The organism is Bacillus cihuensis (assembly GCF_000504145.1).
Classification (GTDB): Bacteria; Bacillota; Bacilli; order Bacillales; family DSM-1321; genus Peribacillus; species Peribacillus huizhouensis.
Window position 1 is genome coordinate 206938 of the sequence record NZ_AYSD01000010.1, and the last position, 17022, is coordinate 223959.

Here is a 17022-nt window from a genome sequence, read left to right on the forward strand (position 1 = left end):
CAAATACTTCAGTAATTTCAGATTTACTTGGGTGAAAGAGAAGGTGTACTTTCTATCATTTAATCTTTATTAAGAATTCATATCTAATGACCTTTGTAGATAGATAATTCGACATCAGTATGAGTTATCCTTTTGCATAAGATACTAATAAAAGGATAGGGTGATGTGATCATTCGAGTTATTGGTGCATCCTTCATTCGACATTTGCTATAATAATGTAAGATTTGTATAAAATGGAGTTGGGTAAATGGTAACGATTGCTGATATTGCAAAAATGGCGGGTGTGGCTAAGAGTACAGTTTCACGGTATTTAAACGGAGGATCTGTGAGTGAAGAAACGATAAGAAAAATTGAAAAAGTCGTTCAAGAAACGGGATATTCGCCCAATAAATTTGCCCAAAGCTTGAAAGCGAAGAAGACGAATATCATTGGGACGATAGTACCCCGTTTAGATTCGTATGCTACTTCACAAACTTTGATTGGCATTGATGAGCAGCTTAGAGATTTGGAATATCAGCTAATTATTTCGAACACGAGTCAGAGTTTAGAGCGTGAAATTGAAAATATTTATATATTGGCACAGCAGAAAGTGGCAGGCATTATTTTGTTGGCAACTATGGTAACAGAGAAACATATTAAAGCATTGAATGAAATAAAGGTGCCGATTTTATTAGTTGGCCAAGAAAATGAAGAATTTCATAGCTTGATTCATAATGATTATCAAGCTGCTCATTCATTAGGAGAGTACGTTCTTGCACAAAGGCATACTAGAATCGCATATTTAGGAGTTACAAAGGAAGATATAGCAGTAGGGGTCAAACGTAGAGAAGGATTTATGTCTGCTGTAGCGGATCAGGTAGATACTGAAGTGAAGTATTTTGAGACAAGCTTTAAGAGTGAAGATGCGATCCATAAAACGCTTGAAATTATTGAGCAGTACAAGCCAAGTATTATTGTTTGTGCGACTGATAATATTGCCCTTGGCGCTTTAAAAGCTGTCTATATGAGTGGGTTGCAAGTTCCAAAAGATCTATCTATTACTGGCTTTGGGGGGTATGAAGTAACGGATTTGATCCATCCTAGCATTACAACAGTTAAGTTTTTCTATAAAGAAGCGGGTAACTTTGCTGCAAAAAGTATTGTAAAAATGGTGAACAAAGAAGAAATTGACCAAATGACATTCTCAAAATATGAAATACTCAAAAGAGAAAGCGTTGACAAAAAAAATAATTAAACTTATACTTTATTCGGAACCGGTTCCAAAAAAGATATTCTTTGGAACCAGTTCTAAATACTTGTATTTTTTTTAAAGATTTTAGGAACCGGTTCCACAATTCGCGCAAAGGTGATGATAAATATGGATTATAAAAGTACCGCAAAGGATATTTTAGAAGCACTTGGTGGAAAAGATAACGTAGCGGCGGCAGCCCATTGTGCGACAAGGTTAAGATTAGTCGTGAACGATGAAAGTCAAATTGATCAAAAGCAGCTAGATGAAATGGAGATTGTTAAAGGAACATTCTCAACTGGTGGTCAATATCAGATTATTTTAGGTCCTGGAATTGTCAATGAAGTTTACAAAGATTTCGCTAAAATAACAGAGCTTTCTGATATGTCAACTAGTGAAGTAAGCAGTGCGGGATCGAAGAAAATGAACCCTATACAACGATTTGTGAAAATGCTTTCAGATATTTTTGTACCTATTATTCCGGCAATCGTAGCTGGGGGCTTGTTAATGGGGTTGAATAATTTATTAACAGCTCCTGATTTCTTTATTGAAGGAAAATCATTAATCGAAGCATATCCAAACATGGCGGACCTTGCTGCACTTATTAATACATTTGCAAATGCTGCTTTCGTCTTTTTACCTATATTAATCGGCTTCTCTGCGACGAAACGGTTTGGGGGAAATCCGTATTTAGGTGCAACTTTAGGAATGTTAATGGTTCATCCAGATTTACTGAATGGTTATGGTTATGCGAACGCTGTAGCAAATGGTGAAGTGCCGATTTGGAAAATATTCGGATTTGAGATTGAGAAGGTTGGTTACCAAGGAACAGTATTGCCTGTACTCGTTTCATCTTTTATCTTGGCTAAAATTGAAACGTTTCTAAGAAGACGAGTTCCGTCGGTAGTTGATAATTTGGTCACACCATTGCTCTCGATTTTTATTACAGGAATTCTTACCTTTATCTTAGTTGGACCATTAACAAGAAGTGCTGGTAATGCAGTGACGGATGGACTTGTATGGTTATATGATTCTGCAGGCTTTATTGGTGGAGGGTTATTCGGTCTATTATACGCCCCAATTGTTATTACTGGTATGCATCACAGTTTTATCGCGGTTGAAACACAGTTACTCGCTGATATCGCTAAAACAGGCGGCTCGTTTATTTTCCCGATTGCTGCCATGTCTAATGTGGCACAAGGAGCTGCTACATTGGCGGTATTGCTACTAACGACGAATGCAAAGCTAAAAGGAGTTGCATCTGCGGCAGGTATTTCGGCTTTACTAGGAATTACAGAACCGGCAATGTTCGGGGTGAACTTGAAATTGAGATATCCCTTTTTTGGAGCAATCGTTGGTGCGGCAGTAGGATCTGCCTTTATAGCGTTGTTTAAAGTAAAGGCGATTGCGTTAGGAGCAGCTGGTCTTCCCGGGATTATTTCGATTAAGCCTGGAACGATTACCTTCTATATTATTGGAATGGCCATTACTTTTGCGGTTGCCTTTGCGATAACAATTATACTAGGCAAACGTGATGCAAAGAAAAATGGGGGGACTACATCGTAATACAAAACTGGGAATAAGGAGAGCTATCATGGTTTTCTCACTATTTCATAAAAAGGAGAGAACAATTATGTGGACGAGAGAACAACGCTATCGCCGACTAGAGGAAGCAGCACCAGAAGAGATAGCTAGTCTATTAGAAACAGTTCATGCTTGCCCATTTAGACAGACATTCCACATTCAACCTCCAATGGGGTTAATGAATGATCCAAATGGCTTGGCATATTTTGACGGATATTATCATGTCTTTTACCAATGGTTTCCTCTAGGTCCTGTTCATGGGGTGAAGTATTGGTATCATATGAAATCTATTGACCTTATTACTTGGATTGATGAAGGACCTGGGATACGTCCGGATCTGGATTTTGATTCTCATGGTGCATACTCTGGGAGTGCATTAGAGCAGGATGGCAAGCTTTATCTGATGTATACAGGTAACAAACGTGATGAAAACTGGCGACGGTATCCTTCGCAGTGCATCGCCGTGATGAACCAAAATGGGGAAATTTCAAAGTGGCAAGATCCAGTAATTCCAGAACCGCCTAATGGATATACGGAGCATTTTCGTGATCCAAGGGTATGGAAGGAAGATGGAGGTTTTTGGGCAATTATCGGCGCGCAACGGGAAGATTTGACTGGGACCGTCCTTCTGTATAGCAGCCCGGATATGAAAACTTGGAGGCTTGAAGGGGAGCTGAAAACAAATCTGCCAAACTTCGGTTATATGTGGGAGTGTCCAGATTATTTTGAGCTAGATAATTCTGGTGTACTCATCTTCTCCCCACAAGGAATTGAAGAAAAGGGTGACGAATTCCAAAATATATATCAGTCAGGATATCTGATTGGTGAAACATTGAATTTGCTGAGTCGGGAGTTTCATCATGGAGCATTTAAAGAGCTTGATCGGGGATTTGATTTCTATGCCCCGCAAACGATGGTCGATCCAAATGGCCGAAGAATTCTCATTGGTTGGATGGGATTACCGGAAATTGATTATCCGACTGATAAAAATGGCTGGGCGCATTGTCTGACGATTCCTAGAGAATTGTCGATTCAAAATGGAAAACTGATTCAAACGCCGGTTAAAGAACTTGAAGCATTGAGAAAACAAAAGGTAGAGATTCAGGCGTGCATTGAGAATGAAAGCAAAACCTTTCTGGGGTTGACTGGAACTACTTTTGAAATGAAAATAAAGATAGAGAATCTTGATGCTGTAGAATGTGGCATTGAATTTCGCGCAAATAATACAAAGAAAACAGTTTTGAAGTACGAAGCGAAGCGTAAAAGGCTAATCTTAGATAGAAGCCTTTCTGGAGAGAGCGTTGGAATAGATTACGGAACAATACGAGCTTGTTCATTGGAATCTGAATTACTAACTGTGCATCTTTTCGTTGATGTTTCTTCCGTAGAAATATTTATCAATGACGGTGAGGAAGTCTTTACAGCTCGGATTTTCCCAGAAGAAGATGGTCAAGACATCCGATTCTTTGCCAATCATGGAAGTATGGATATGACTGTGGAAAAATGGGCGATTTCGCGCTTTAACGGGCAGTAAAACCCCCACCTCAAGGCTTAGAGGAATCGAAGAAGCGTAGGTAGGGGATGACTGCCCGTAAAAGCCCGATTGGTGAGATACAGTGAAACTTACCGATGCGAGAGCAGAGGTTTAGTTGAACTAATCGGGTTCGTACTGTCGCTTTATCGAAGATTTAGCGACAGTAGAACGGGACTAACAATCAGTCGGAATGAAGAACCCCCCACTGATTGAAGTTTCACTTTATAAGGAGAAAGAGAGGGCGTTATAATGGGATCACTTTATTCAATAGGTGAAGTATTAATTGATTTCATTCCACTTCAAAAAGGGTTGGGGTTAAAGGATGTAGTTTCATTTGAACGTGCTCCTGGAGGTGCTCCTGCTAATGTTGCTGCAACTGTAGCGAAGCTTGGCGGTGTTGCCCATATGATTAGTAAAGTGGGTGAGGATGCCTTTGGTGATTTTTTGAGGAATCAGTTGGAAGAAGCAGGTGTTAAAACAGACAAATTACTAACAACAAAAGAAGCACATACTGCATTAGCATTTGTCTCGTTACGTGAAGATGGCGAGAGAGACTTTTCTTTTTATCGTAATCCTTCCGCTGATTTATTATTCTCAGAAAATGAAATTGAAGAAGATTGGTTCTCTGAAGGAGATATTTTACATTTTTGCTCTGTTGATTTAGTAGAAAGTCCAATGAAAAATGCTCATAAAAAAGCCATCAAACAGGCACAGATAAAAGGAAGTCTAATCAGCTTTGATCCGAATGTCAGGCTACCATTATGGGATCGTCCAGAAGCTTGCAGAGAAGCTATTCTAGAATTTATCCCCAAGGCTGATATTATCAAAATATCTGATGAAGAATTATTGTTCATTACCGGGTTTGAAGATGAAAAAGCAGCTATTTCTTCACTTTTTACCGGCCGTGTGAAAGTGGTCATCTATACGAAAGGTGCCATGGGTGCTACTCTTTATGGCAGGGACTTTTCTTATACATCAAAGGGGTATTCTGTAAAGGTTCAAGATACGACTGGAGCAGGTGATGCTTTTATAGGAGCATTCCTACATCTTTTGTTAGAAAATGGAATAAATCCATCCCAGCTTGAAGAATTCTCTAGAAAGCATCATGAAAAGCTTCTTACATATTCAAATGCCTGCGGTGCACTTACGACGATGGGAAAAGGAGCCATAGGTTCATTGCCTACAAAAGAACAAATCATTAAACTTGTGACTAAAGGAAGAATAAGAGATTAATAATTCGAGTAGATACCAAGAAGAACGGAGTGCATGTTTCGAACTAATGCACCTCGTTCTTCTTGTATATAATGGTTGATTAATTCTCGAACGGTTTAATTTGCCGATACAGTTGCTCGATTACGGGTAATTGGATTCCCGCTTTTTCCGCAAGCCGGAGTGCCCCGCCTTGTAGGTGTTCAACTTCTAGAGTATTCTCTTTTCGACGATCTTGATGCATGGATGAGGTGGAATCCTCTGGAAGTCTCTCGAATTGTTTCATGAATTGAGCGACGTGTTCCTCAGTAATAGCTACTCCGTTTAAATTAGCGAGCCCTTTCATTTCTAAAAGTACTTGGTGTAGCAGTTCGAATGTATCTGGATATTTCCGTATCGTTCCAATTGAAAAATTGGTTGCTGTCGTTACCCCTGAGAAGGCGGTAATAAATATATATTTTTTCCATAATTCTAGCATAATGTCTTTAGAGTAGCGTGCATTCATAATGGCATTGTCAGAAATTTTTTCAAGTTCTCTACAAATATTTTGCTGAGAGGGATGGAGAGGCCCAAATAAAAAATCATGGCTGCTGCTCGTATGGACAACATGCCCTTTTTCATCCAGTGTTGTAATAATATACGCACTACCGCCGATTACAGCTTCTTCACCCAATTCTTTCTGAAGAATGGCAATATGTTCAAGTCCGTTTAATAGAGGGATTACCTTAGCGCCCCTATCGACTAACGCTTTAAGGGCAGGAATGGTTCCTTGTAAATGATAGCCTTTAACAGCAAGGACAACGAGGTCGGGATCTGTCAAACCAGCCAGGTTATCTGTAAAATGAAGGTCATTAAACACATAATTTCCGTGTGAACTAGTAATATATAAACCGTTTTCATTTAAAAGCCTGGCTCGGTTTTCACGAACGAGAAACTGTACATGCTGACCTGCTTCTTGCCACCTTGCACCATAATAAGCTCCTATTGCGCCTGCACCAATAATTACGATATTCAAAGATAAGCACCCCGCTTTTAATATTTCAAGCTTGAAACGCTCCAAGCTTCTTCATCTTATCACTTATTAGATTATTAAAGTGTTAAATTGTTAAAAAAAGCTAATTTTCAAATATACAAAACGAATATGGTGTTGAAGCGCCGCCATTTACTATGAAGGATCAATCCTATAGCAACAGACACCCTCATCAGCAAAGTAGAACGGCTGTCACGAAGCCTCATCCCTATGTTCATCATACAAAAAAGAGGATGCCTGTATAGTCATCCTCTTTCCATTAATTATAAATACGTACATTTACAGTTTTTACACCCCAATTGAGTGCATGTTTTTTGGATGGCATAAATACGTCGATTTTTTTCCCTTTAATGGCGCTGCCTTTATCTGCTGCGATGGCGTATCCGTATCCATCGACATATACCTTTGTACCAAGTGGAATGATTTTAGGGTCAACGGAAATCACTTTAAGTGATGGGTTTTTCTTCAAATTCAATCCAGTTGATGTAATTCCGCTGCAGCCTTTGCAATCTGCACTATAGGCAGTCGCTTTAATGGTAATGGTTTTATAGGCTGTTTGTGTGGCTGCTTTTACTTGAGTATTTTTTGCTTGTGTTTGAACCGCTGATACTTTTAAAACTTGTTTTGGTTTGATCGTAGTGCTTTTTAGTTTATTCCAAGTCGTTATTTGCTGAACTGTTACTTTATGTTTTTTAGCTATGCTATAGAGTGAATCGCCTTTTTTGACTTCATATGTATTCGCCGATGCAACGCCGGAAAACCCAAATACTAGAAAAAACGTAGCTGTTAGATAGACTAGATATTTTTTCAAAATGATAGTCTCCTTTGTCATAATTTAATAGATTTAGAATAACAGGAGAGTATGACAACTACATTTCATTCTAATAGTAATTATGTTACAAAATGGAGACAAATTTAGCGTCCGTGTAATATTACAGGTTATTTTGAAATGGATTTAGGTAGAAAAAGGGCGATAAAGCAGGTATCTTTCCGAATTAATAAGAGTTTAGAGGGAAATAATTAAAGTTTTTGTGAAAATAAACTAAAAATTCTGATAAATAAACTCGCAAATTAGAATAATTATTATACTTTGATAGAAATAAATAAGATATCCCAAGATTTGTTTAACTTACCTCTATCAATAGCAGTCTAAATAATGTACCTTCCAATATAGTAAAACTTGTTTTGATTCCTGGTTGTCAATTCCGGCTCAAATAGTGTCCATTTTGGCTCACAAATCTTAAAACTGGCTCGAAAACCTCATATTCTGGCACGCAAATTTCGATTCTGGCACGAAACCCTCTTATTCTGGCACGCAAATTCCGATTCTGGCTCGAAAACCTCATATTCTGGCACGCAAATTTCGATTCTGGCACGAAAACCCTTATTCTGGCACGCAAATTTCAAATCTTGCTCGAAACCCTCTTATTCTGGCACGCAAATATCGATTCTGGCACGAAAACCTCATATTCTGGCACGCAAATTCCGATTCTGGCTCGAAACCCTCATATTCTGGCACGCAAATTTCGATTCTGGCTCGAAACCCCCTTATTCTGGCACGCAAATTCCGATTCTGGCTCGAAACCCTCTTATTCTGGCACGCAAATATCGATTCTGGCTCGAAACCCTCTTATACTGGCACGCAAATTCCGATTCTAGCTCGAACCCCCCTTATTCTGGCACGCAAATTCCGATTCTGGCTCGAAAACCTCATATTCTGGCACGCAAATTCCGATTCTAGCTCGAAAACCCTTTTTCTTGCGCGCAAATTTCAAATCTGGCTTGAAAACCCATCATTCCCGCGTGATAATCTTAATCCCTAATGGCAAAGTGCTTTTTATCATATCTTACTTTTTTAATTTTGCTACGAATTTTTCAGTAAATGAAAACGGTTTTAAAAATGTTGACAAAGATGTATATACAAGTTAAGATGAAAGCGTAATCAAAATATGTATATACAAGTTAGAGAGAATAAGTGGGTTTATATTAGAATGTTAGGGGGAGAAAAAATTGAGCAAATATAAAGATCCAGCACAAGAACTTCTGGACCATATAGGAGGTAGTGATAACATTTCTGTTGTAACACATTGCTCGACAAGAATGAGATTTGTGTTAAATGATCCGGAAAAAGCAGATATTGATCAGATTGAGGAGATTAAGCTTGTAAAAGGAACATTTACTCAGGGAGGTCAATTTCAAGTCATTATCGGCAATGAGGTTTCATCATTTTATAATGAATTTATCAAAATGGCAGGTGTCAGTGATACATCGAAAGAAGAAGCAAAAGTCGCTGCCAAGCAAAATATGAATGTTTTGCAAAGATTGATTTCGCATCTTGCAGATATTTTTACTCCATTAATTCCAGCCCTTGTTGTGGGAGGGTTAATTCTTGGCTTTCGAAATGTGATTGGGGATATTGACTTATTAGAAGGGGGGACCAAAACGTTAGTTGAGGTATCGCAGTTTTGGTCGGGGGTACACGCTTTTCTTTGGTTGATTGGTGAAGCGATATTTCATTTCTTACCGGTCGGTATTACGTGGGCTGTTGCAAGAAAAATGGGAGCTTCACAAATTCTTGGTATCGTACTAGGGATAACGTTAGTTTCACCACAGCTACTAAATGCATATGGCGTGGCAGAGGCTTCAGAAATTCCATTTTGGGACTTTGGCTTTGCGCAAATCGAGATGATCGGATATCAAGCGCAAGTTATTCCAGCTATTTTAGCAGGTCTAGTTTTTTCATTCTTAGAATTGAAATTACGTAAAGTAGTTCCAAATGCAATTTCCATGATTGTCGTCCCATTCTTATCATTAGTACCAACTGTTTTATTAGCTCATATCGTTCTTGGTCCAATTGGCTGGAAAATCGGCTCTTTTGTATCTGAAATTGTTTATTCTGGTTTAACTTCAGCGTTTGGCTGGTTGTTTGCTGCTGTATTTGGATTTGTCTATGCACCACTCGTTATTACAGGCTTACATCATATGACGAATGCAATCGATCTGCAACTTATGAGTGAACTCGGCGGAACAAACCTTTGGCCGATGATTGCATTATCTAATATTGCGCAAGGATCAGCTGTACTTGCGATGATTTATATTAATCGAAAAGATGAAGAAGAAAAGCAAGTATCTATTCCAGCTGCTATTTCCTGTTATTTAGGCGTAACGGAACCAGCGATGTTTGGAATTAACTTGAAATATGGTTTTCCGTTTTTAGCGGCGATGATCGGTTCTTTAGTTGCTGGGGTTATTTCAGTAGGCAGCAATGTCATGGCTAACTCGATCGGGGTTGGCGGAATTCCTGGAATTCTTTCGATTCAAGCTAAATTTATGCCAGTATTTGCTATAGCAATGGTTGTTGCAATTGTCATTCCTTTTGTATTAACGATCATTTTTGCTAAAACAAATACCGGAAAAATATCTTTTAAAAAATCTCGTTCCATAAAAGCATAAAAACAAAATAAGAATGTCCTAGATAAGGGTCAGCCCCCAGCTCGAAAAACACAATAACTGTGTACAGAGTGTGAGGCCAGACCCTTTCTGAGACAATCTTTTTAGTGTTTAAAGAAATAATGACTAACCTAGAAATGGCGGTGTTCAAGATGAATGAATGGTGGAGAAAGTCTACTGTTTATCAAATATATCCGAAGAGTTTTAATGATACGACCGGTAGTGGAGTTGGCGATATTCAAGGAATTATTGAGAAACTTGATTACCTTAAAAAGCTTGGTATTGATGTGATTTGGCTGACACCTATTTATCAATCTCCACAGCGTGATAATGGCTATGATATTAGCGATTATTACTCTATTCACGAAGAATACGGAACGATGGAGGATTTTCAGGAGCTTCTAGCTAAAGCGCATGATCTAGACATTAAAGTAATCATGGATCTTGTTGTCAACCATACGTCTACCGAGCATAAGTGGTTTAAGGAAGCCGCCGCATCGCTTGATAGTCCATATCGTGATTATTATATTTGGAAAGACCCGAAAGAGAACGGTGAGCCCAATAATTGGTTGTCCAAATTCGGTGGACCGGCTTGGAAGTATGATGAAAAAACGAACCAATACTTTCTCCATCTCTTCGATGAGACACAAGCAGATTTAAACTGGGAAAATCCAAAGCTTCGTCGAGATGTTTATCGAATGATGAATTTTTGGTTTGAAAAAGGAATTGACGGTTTCCGACTTGATGTCATTAATTTGATTTCAAAAGATCAAAGTTTTACAGATGATGACGGCTCCATTCTTCCGGGGGATGGTCGGAAATTTTATACAGATGGACCTCGGGTTCATGAGTTTTTACAGGAAATGAATCTCGAAGTATTGTCTCGTTATGATAGTATGACAGTCGGTGAAATGTCCTCGACTTCAATTGAAGACTGTATCCATTATTCCAATCCCGACCGTAAAGAGTTAAGTATGACCTTTAATTTCCATCATTTAAAAGTTGATTATCCGAATGGTGAGAAGTGGGCAATTGATGATTTTGACTTTTTTGCATTGAAAAAAATCCTCTCAACCTGGCAAACTGAAATGCAGCGCGGGGGAGGTTGGAATGCATTGTTTTGGTGCAATCATGATCAACCCCGAATCGTTTCCCGTTATGGCGATGATGGGAAGTATCACAACCAATCGGCGAAAATGCTTGCAACAACGATTCATATGATGCAAGGTACCCCATATATTTATCAAGGTGAAGAGTTTGGTATGACGAATCCGAAGTTTAATCATATTGAGCAATATCGTGATGTTGAAACCCTTAATCATTATCGAATCATGAAAGAGGCAGGACGGACAGAAGAAGAGATCCTTACGATCTTTCAAGAAAAATCACGTGATAATTCACGGACACCTGTACAATGGAACAATCAACTTCAAGCAGGTTTTACAACAGGAACACCTTGGATACCTGTCGCTGATAATTATTCTGATATTAATGCAGAAAAGGCGATGGAGGATCAGGATTCAATTTTCTACCATTATCAAAAACTAATTGCGCTGCGTAAACAATACCCGATTATTACGGATGGGGAATACCGTTTACTAGAGGAAAATCATCCTAAACTTTTTGTATACGAACGAGTGTTAGAAAATGAACGATTACTTGTGATCAATAATTTTTATGGAGAAGCGGCCGAGCTATCAATCTCTTCGGTACAATTGAGTGATTATCAAAATGAGATTTTGCTTTCGAATGTGGATGCTCCTGAACTGGCTGTGAATATGGAAATTGGACCTTACGAATCTTTTGTTTATCATTTGAAAAAGAAATGATAAGATTCAATGGTAGAGCTGTCTATCTAGAACATATTTGAATTAGTTACTGATGTAAAGCCTATCTCTTTTTCTCGTAATTCAGGGGAACGGAGCATTACAGTTTGTTAAAGCGGCATCAAATGAGAATGGTGATAAGAGATGAAATATAATAAATTTATGAAAATTTATGAAGATATAGCTAGTCAAATTAGAGATGGTCGAATTGAAGGGGGGGCATTGCTACCTTCTGAAAATGAGTTAGCTGATTCATACTCCGCATCAAGAGAAACCATCCGAAAAGCATTAAAAATGCTTTCTGAAGACGGCTACATTCATAAAGTACAGGGAAAAGGTTCGATCGTTCTCGATGTGACCAAGTTTGATTTTCCGATTTCAGGACTCGTCAGCTTTAAAGAACTTTCGAAAAAAATGGGTCAACGTGCAAAAACCTATGTCGAAGAGCTTGAAAAAATCAAACCAAGTTATGACTATAACGACAAAATGAAGCTTGGGAAAGATGAGTTAGTCTGGAAAATCAGCCGTGTTAGAGAAATAGATGGTGAGCGAATTATCTTAGATAAGGACTTACTCATTGAAAGATATGTCCCATCACTTACGAAAGAAATTTGCCAAGACTCTATATACGAGTATCTTGAAGGAGAGTTAGGACTCACCATTTCTTTTGCAAAAAAGGAAATCACGATTGAAGAACCGTCCATGGAAGATCGCCGCTATTTAGACTTGGAAGGTTTTCATAATATTGTAGTCGTTAAAAACTATGTATACTTGGATGATGCTAGTATGTTTCAATATACTGAATCACGCCATCGACCAGATAAATTTCGATTTGTCGATTTTGCGAGAAGGAAATAAGGAAAAGATGTATGGTTAGCAACAACCTTACTTCAGAGATATAATCAGTAAATCTTATACTTAAACACGAGGGTGTCTCATAAGGGTCTGACTTCGCACTTTAAATCAGTATGTAGTGTTTTATACACGTAGCATAACACTGTATTTAGTTGTTGGGAGGTCAGACCTTTTGCATTGGGGCACCCATGTTTTTTTTGCTTTACCAATATTTACTTACAATAACTCCCTCCACATATCCAGTTTGAATGATGGAATACTACATTAGATTACATCTACTTGAAAGTTAACTATGGAAGATTTTCAAATGATGAAAATATGGTGGTGGGGATGATTGTGAAAAATATAGTCGTGTTTGTTCTGTTATTATACGTATTTACTTTGGTTCAATATGTTGAGAAGGCTGATGGTTCTATGTTGGCTACGAATGGTAGTTCATTTGATCAGCAACTTCTTCATCTGCTAGCAAATAAAAAATTATCTGGAGCCATTTCGGGCATTAGTATTCGAAAAGCAGTGACTGGTGAAGTTATTTATGAGCGTGGTGGAGATATTAGGTTGCGCCCTGCTTCGAATATGAAACTACTAACGGCTGCAGCAGCACTGGAAACGCTTGGTCAAAATTATGTATTTACAACAGAACTGTATACAGATGGAGTAATCAATGGAGATGTTTTGACTGGTAATTTGTACATAAAAGGTAAAGGGGATCCAACGTTACTGCAATCAGATCTAGATACACTTGCTACAATGATCAAAAATAAAGGAATTAAAACGATTGTCGGTGACGTGATTGGCGATGACTCTTGGTATGATCATGAACGATATTCAGCCGATATGATTTGGAGCGATGAAAGCGAATATTACGGTGCAGCCATTTCAGCATTAACGATTGCGCCGAATCAAGATTATGATTCTGCTACAGTCATTGTCGATGTAGCTCCAGGAATGAATGTTGGCGAGGGTACGACTGTGGAAGTCAAGCCGCACACAGATTATCTCAAAATCGTGAATTTAGCGAAAACGGTATCGGCAGATGGGAAAAAAGAGCTTAAAATCATACGCGAGCATCGTAGTAATACCATTACAATCACTGGCACGATCCCTGTTAAATCAAGCCGGATGAGACAATGGGTGGCATTATGGGAACCAACTGTTTATACGACTCATGTGTTCAAAAATGCTCTTTTAGCTCAAGGAATTCAGCAAGTTGGTATCGTAAAAGCAGGAAAAGTACCAAATCAGGCAAAACGACTTGCAACGCATGATTCAATGCCATTAGCTCAGCTGCTCATCCCTTTTATGAAACTCAGCAACAATGCACATGCTGAACATTTGGTAAAAGAAATGGGCAAAGTCATTTATGATGAGGGGAGCTGGGGAACAGGGCTTAAAGTGATAGAAAGCACCGCTCAATCGCTCGGAATGAACACCGCATCTCTCAAACTTCGCGACGGCTCGGGTATATCACAAATAAATTTAATTTCGGCCAATGAACTGACGAAATTATTATATGCCGTTCAAGACAAAGGATGGTATCCTGCTTTTGTACATTCATTGCCTGTGGCAGGAGCTAGTGACCGGTTTGTTGGTGGTACACTGAGGAATCGGATGAAAAGTACTTTTGCATCAGGAAATGTTCAGGCAAAAACGGGTACACTGACAGCAACTAGTGCTCTTTCCGGCTACGTGACAACGAAAAGCGGTGAACGTTTCATTTTCTCAATCCTATTCAATAATTTCGTCGATGGGGATTCCATTACAAAAATACAAGATGATATTGTAATCTTATTGGCAGAGCAAGAATAAATTGGACCCGACACAAAAGGGCAGTGCCGGGTTATTTTGGTGTGAGGAACAGGGGGATTGAAAAATTCGATTCTTTCACACGATAAATCAGAAACCCTTTCTAGATTTAACCGTAAATAATAGATAGAAGGGGGAGCTAGAATGGATAATCAAACTTTGTACTTTAATGATAATTTTTTCTCTTCAGGAAAAACCATTATTTATAATGAAAATAAAATCCAAGTGGGAGAATTGGATTTAAAGAGCGCATTTTCTTCAAGTGTAGATGTGTTGAATCAGACAGGAGATGTCGCTGTTAGTGGAAAATTTCGAACACTTCGAAATAGATGGGTCGTGACAGATTATCATCAAAATGAGCTCGGAGAATTACGCCAAAGATTTGCTTTCCTCTCCAAAAAATATGAATATGACGCAGGTAAACGGGGAGTGTATGAGATTAAGTCTGAAGCTTTTTCCCGTCAATACGATATCTATGATAGTAAATCCAAGCTTATAGCAAAGTTTGAGAAAGTGAGCGGATTCTTCTCATCAGCGGCGTATCGCTTAAGCTCATTCGAGGAATCCATACCTGCTTTGGAATGGATTGCGGTCGTGATGGGAGTGAACGCGATAATTAAACGGAATAACAGCGCAGCGGCGAATAGTGGCGGTTCTTCGTAATCGTCCAATGTTTTTGAGAGGATTGAAAAGATCATGTAGATCCTTCAGACCTCTCTTTAAATTTGCTAAAAATATTCTATTCTGCAATATTAATAGCTAATAGTAGGAAAAAGATGTGAAAATAAATTAGATTTTTGTAGAAGGGATGATCAGTATGTTTCAAACATTAGAACAATTAATTGAAAATCCGGTCTTTTATTTTTTTAAGGAGATTTCCAACATTCCGAGAGGTTCTGGAAATGAAAAGCAAATTAGCGATTATTTAATTGGTTTTGCACGGGAGCGGGGTCTTGACGTTGTTCAAGATGAAGCACTTAATATCATTATAAAAAAACCAGCATCAAAAGGATATGAAAATGCACCGATAGTCATTATTCAAGGGCATATGGATATGGTATGCGAGCTGAATAAAGGAACTGTCCATGATTTTGAAAAGGATCCAATCGAATTACGAATCGAGAACGATATGTTGTATGCGAGCGGGACAACATTAGGAGCAGACAATGGCATTGCGGTTGCCTATGCACTTGCTTTACTTGATGCCGATCATATTGCATATCCTGCTCTAGAAGTAGTTATTACTACTGAAGAAGAGACGACAATGAAAGGGGCACTTTCTGTTGACCCAACGCACTTCAAAGGGAAAGTATTCATGAACCTTGATTCTGAAGAAGAAGGCAAACTGCTTGTTAGTAGTGCCGGCGGGATTTGTGGGAAGCTAAGTCTTCCAATCAACTGGGAAGTCGCCCCTAAAGATGGCGATTCATACCATCTAACCATTGGGGGACTGCGCGGCGGACACTCTGGCATGGAAATTGATAAGGAAAGAGGAAATGCCAATAAATTGCTGGGTCGCATTTTATATGACATATCCAATGAAGTTGCGTATACATTAAGTGGAATTGATGGCGGTTTGAAGCCCAATGCTATTCCTCGGGAAGCAGAGGCCACTCTTGTAATTGAACGAGACGCTATTGAAAAGTTAACAAAGAAAATAGCTGAGTGGAATGAAGTGTTGAAAAATGAATTACAAGCTGCTGACCCAGGTGTATATGTAAAGCTTGAAAAATCCGCCTTGGCAGAAAACGTATTTTCGAAAGAAACGAGCGAACGAGTTGTACAAGCAATTATGTTAACACCATCTGGTATCCAAAGTATGAGCATGGATATTAAAGGGTTAGTTGTGGCTTCAACCAATTTAGGTGTTATCACGGCAACTGATTCGGAAATATATTTTCTTAATGAAATTCGCAGTTCGGTAAGAAGCTTAAAAGAACATATTTTAAATCAAGTAAAGGTCATTACACAGACTATAGGTGGCAAGGTTGAAACGAGTGGGGACTATCCTGAGTGGGCATATCATTCAGAATCGGCCATTCGTGACCTGTGTAAAAAAGTATATGAAAAGAAATATGGAAAAGAAGCAGAAATCATTGCTATCCATGCCGGTATTGAATGCGGCGTATTTACTGAGAAGATTCCAGGCCTAGACGCCATTTCTTTCGGTCCTGATATGTTCGATGTCCATACGCCAAATGAGCATCTCAGCATTCCATCCACAATCCGTACGTGGGAATACTTGCTCACCGTACTCAAAGAAATGAACACACTGAGTTAAAGGTAGATAGGTGTCAATATATAATTGAGCGAGAATAGCACTTTATTTTTTGATAAATGAATCTTGCCATATCTAGTAATAGGGGCGGACCTCACACACTATACATCATGTTTCGTGTCAATTACACGTCAAATAAACGATATATAGTAGGTGTGAGGTCTGCTTTTCGTTGGGATAGTCTGTTAAAACAAGCCAATCGAATATTTATTTAAGATGGAT

At 38.7% G+C, this 17022-nt stretch carries 12 protein-coding genes; 10 read left to right on the forward strand and 2 right to left on the reverse strand.

What is annotated here, in order from left to right; genetic code table 11:
• Positions 1-247: 247 nt before the first annotated feature.
• From V179_RS0100935 to V179_RS0100950, 4 genes are all read left to right on the forward strand, one after another.
• On the forward strand, positions 248-1234 hold the full coding sequence (locus V179_RS0100935) for a LacI family DNA-binding transcriptional regulator (RefSeq protein WP_028389856.1): 987 nt from the start codon (positions 248-250) through the stop codon (positions 1232-1234).
• 123 nt (positions 1235-1357) lie between these two features.
• Entirely contained in the window at positions 1358-2794 is a 1437-nt protein-coding gene (locus V179_RS0100940) for a sucrose-specific PTS transporter subunit IIBC (protein WP_028389857.1), read from the forward strand.
• Positions 2795-2858: 64 nt separating this feature from the next.
• Entirely contained in the window at positions 2859-4346 is a 1488-nt protein-coding gene (locus tag V179_RS0100945; protein WP_028389858.1) for a sucrose-6-phosphate hydrolase, read from the forward strand.
• 249 nt (positions 4347-4595) lie between these two features.
• Entirely contained in the window at positions 4596-5579 is a 984-nt protein-coding gene (locus tag V179_RS0100950) for a PfkB family carbohydrate kinase (protein ID WP_028389859.1), read from the forward strand.
• Positions 5580-5658: 79 nt separating this feature from the next.
• On the opposite strand, the gene V179_RS0100955 is transcribed toward V179_RS0100950, so the two are convergent.
• Both V179_RS0100955 and V179_RS0100960 read right to left on the reverse strand, forming a co-directional pair.
• Positions 5659-6570 (reverse strand): ketopantoate reductase family protein, encoded by a 912-nt coding sequence (locus V179_RS0100955; protein ID WP_028389860.1) that lies wholly within the window; start codon positions 6568-6570, stop codon positions 5659-5661.
• A gap of 274 nt (positions 6571-6844) precedes the next feature.
• Entirely contained in the window at positions 6845-7396 is a 552-nt protein-coding gene (locus V179_RS0100960) for a 3D domain-containing protein (RefSeq protein ID WP_028389861.1), read from the reverse strand.
• A 1199-nt stretch (positions 7397-8595) separates the two neighbouring features.
• Between V179_RS0100960 and treP the strand changes: the two genes are divergently transcribed.
• From treP to V179_RS0100990, 6 genes are all read left to right on the forward strand, one after another.
• Complete coding sequence (gene treP / locus V179_RS0100965) at positions 8596-10038, forward strand: PTS system trehalose-specific EIIBC component (RefSeq protein WP_028389862.1); 1443 nt, start codon at positions 8596-8598, stop codon at positions 10036-10038.
• A gap of 149 nt (positions 10039-10187) precedes the next feature.
• The gene (treC, locus tag V179_RS0100970; protein ID WP_028389863.1) at positions 10188-11864 is read left to right on the forward strand and encodes an alpha,alpha-phosphotrehalase; all 1677 of its coding nucleotides are present in this window, start codon (positions 10188-10190) and stop codon (positions 11862-11864) included.
• A gap of 141 nt (positions 11865-12005) precedes the next feature.
• Positions 12006-12719, forward strand: a complete 714-nt coding sequence (treR, locus tag V179_RS0100975; protein WP_028389864.1) for a trehalose operon repressor — start codon at positions 12006-12008, stop codon at positions 12717-12719.
• A gap of 327 nt (positions 12720-13046) precedes the next feature.
• Complete coding sequence (dacB, locus tag V179_RS0100980) at positions 13047-14525, forward strand: D-alanyl-D-alanine carboxypeptidase/D-alanyl-D-alanine endopeptidase (protein WP_152534676.1); 1479 nt, start codon at positions 13047-13049, stop codon at positions 14523-14525.
• Positions 14526-14666: 141 nt separating this feature from the next.
• Positions 14667-15185 carry an LURP-one-related/scramblase family protein gene (locus V179_RS0100985; RefSeq protein WP_034300177.1) on the forward strand — a complete coding sequence of 173 codons (519 nt, stop codon included), beginning with the start codon at positions 14667-14669 and terminating at the stop codon, positions 15183-15185.
• A 154-nt stretch (positions 15186-15339) separates the two neighbouring features.
• Positions 15340-16803, forward strand: a complete 1464-nt coding sequence (locus V179_RS0100990) for an aminoacyl-histidine dipeptidase (RefSeq protein ID WP_028389867.1) — start codon at positions 15340-15342, stop codon at positions 16801-16803.
• The last annotated feature ends 219 nt before the right edge of the window (positions 16804-17022 follow it).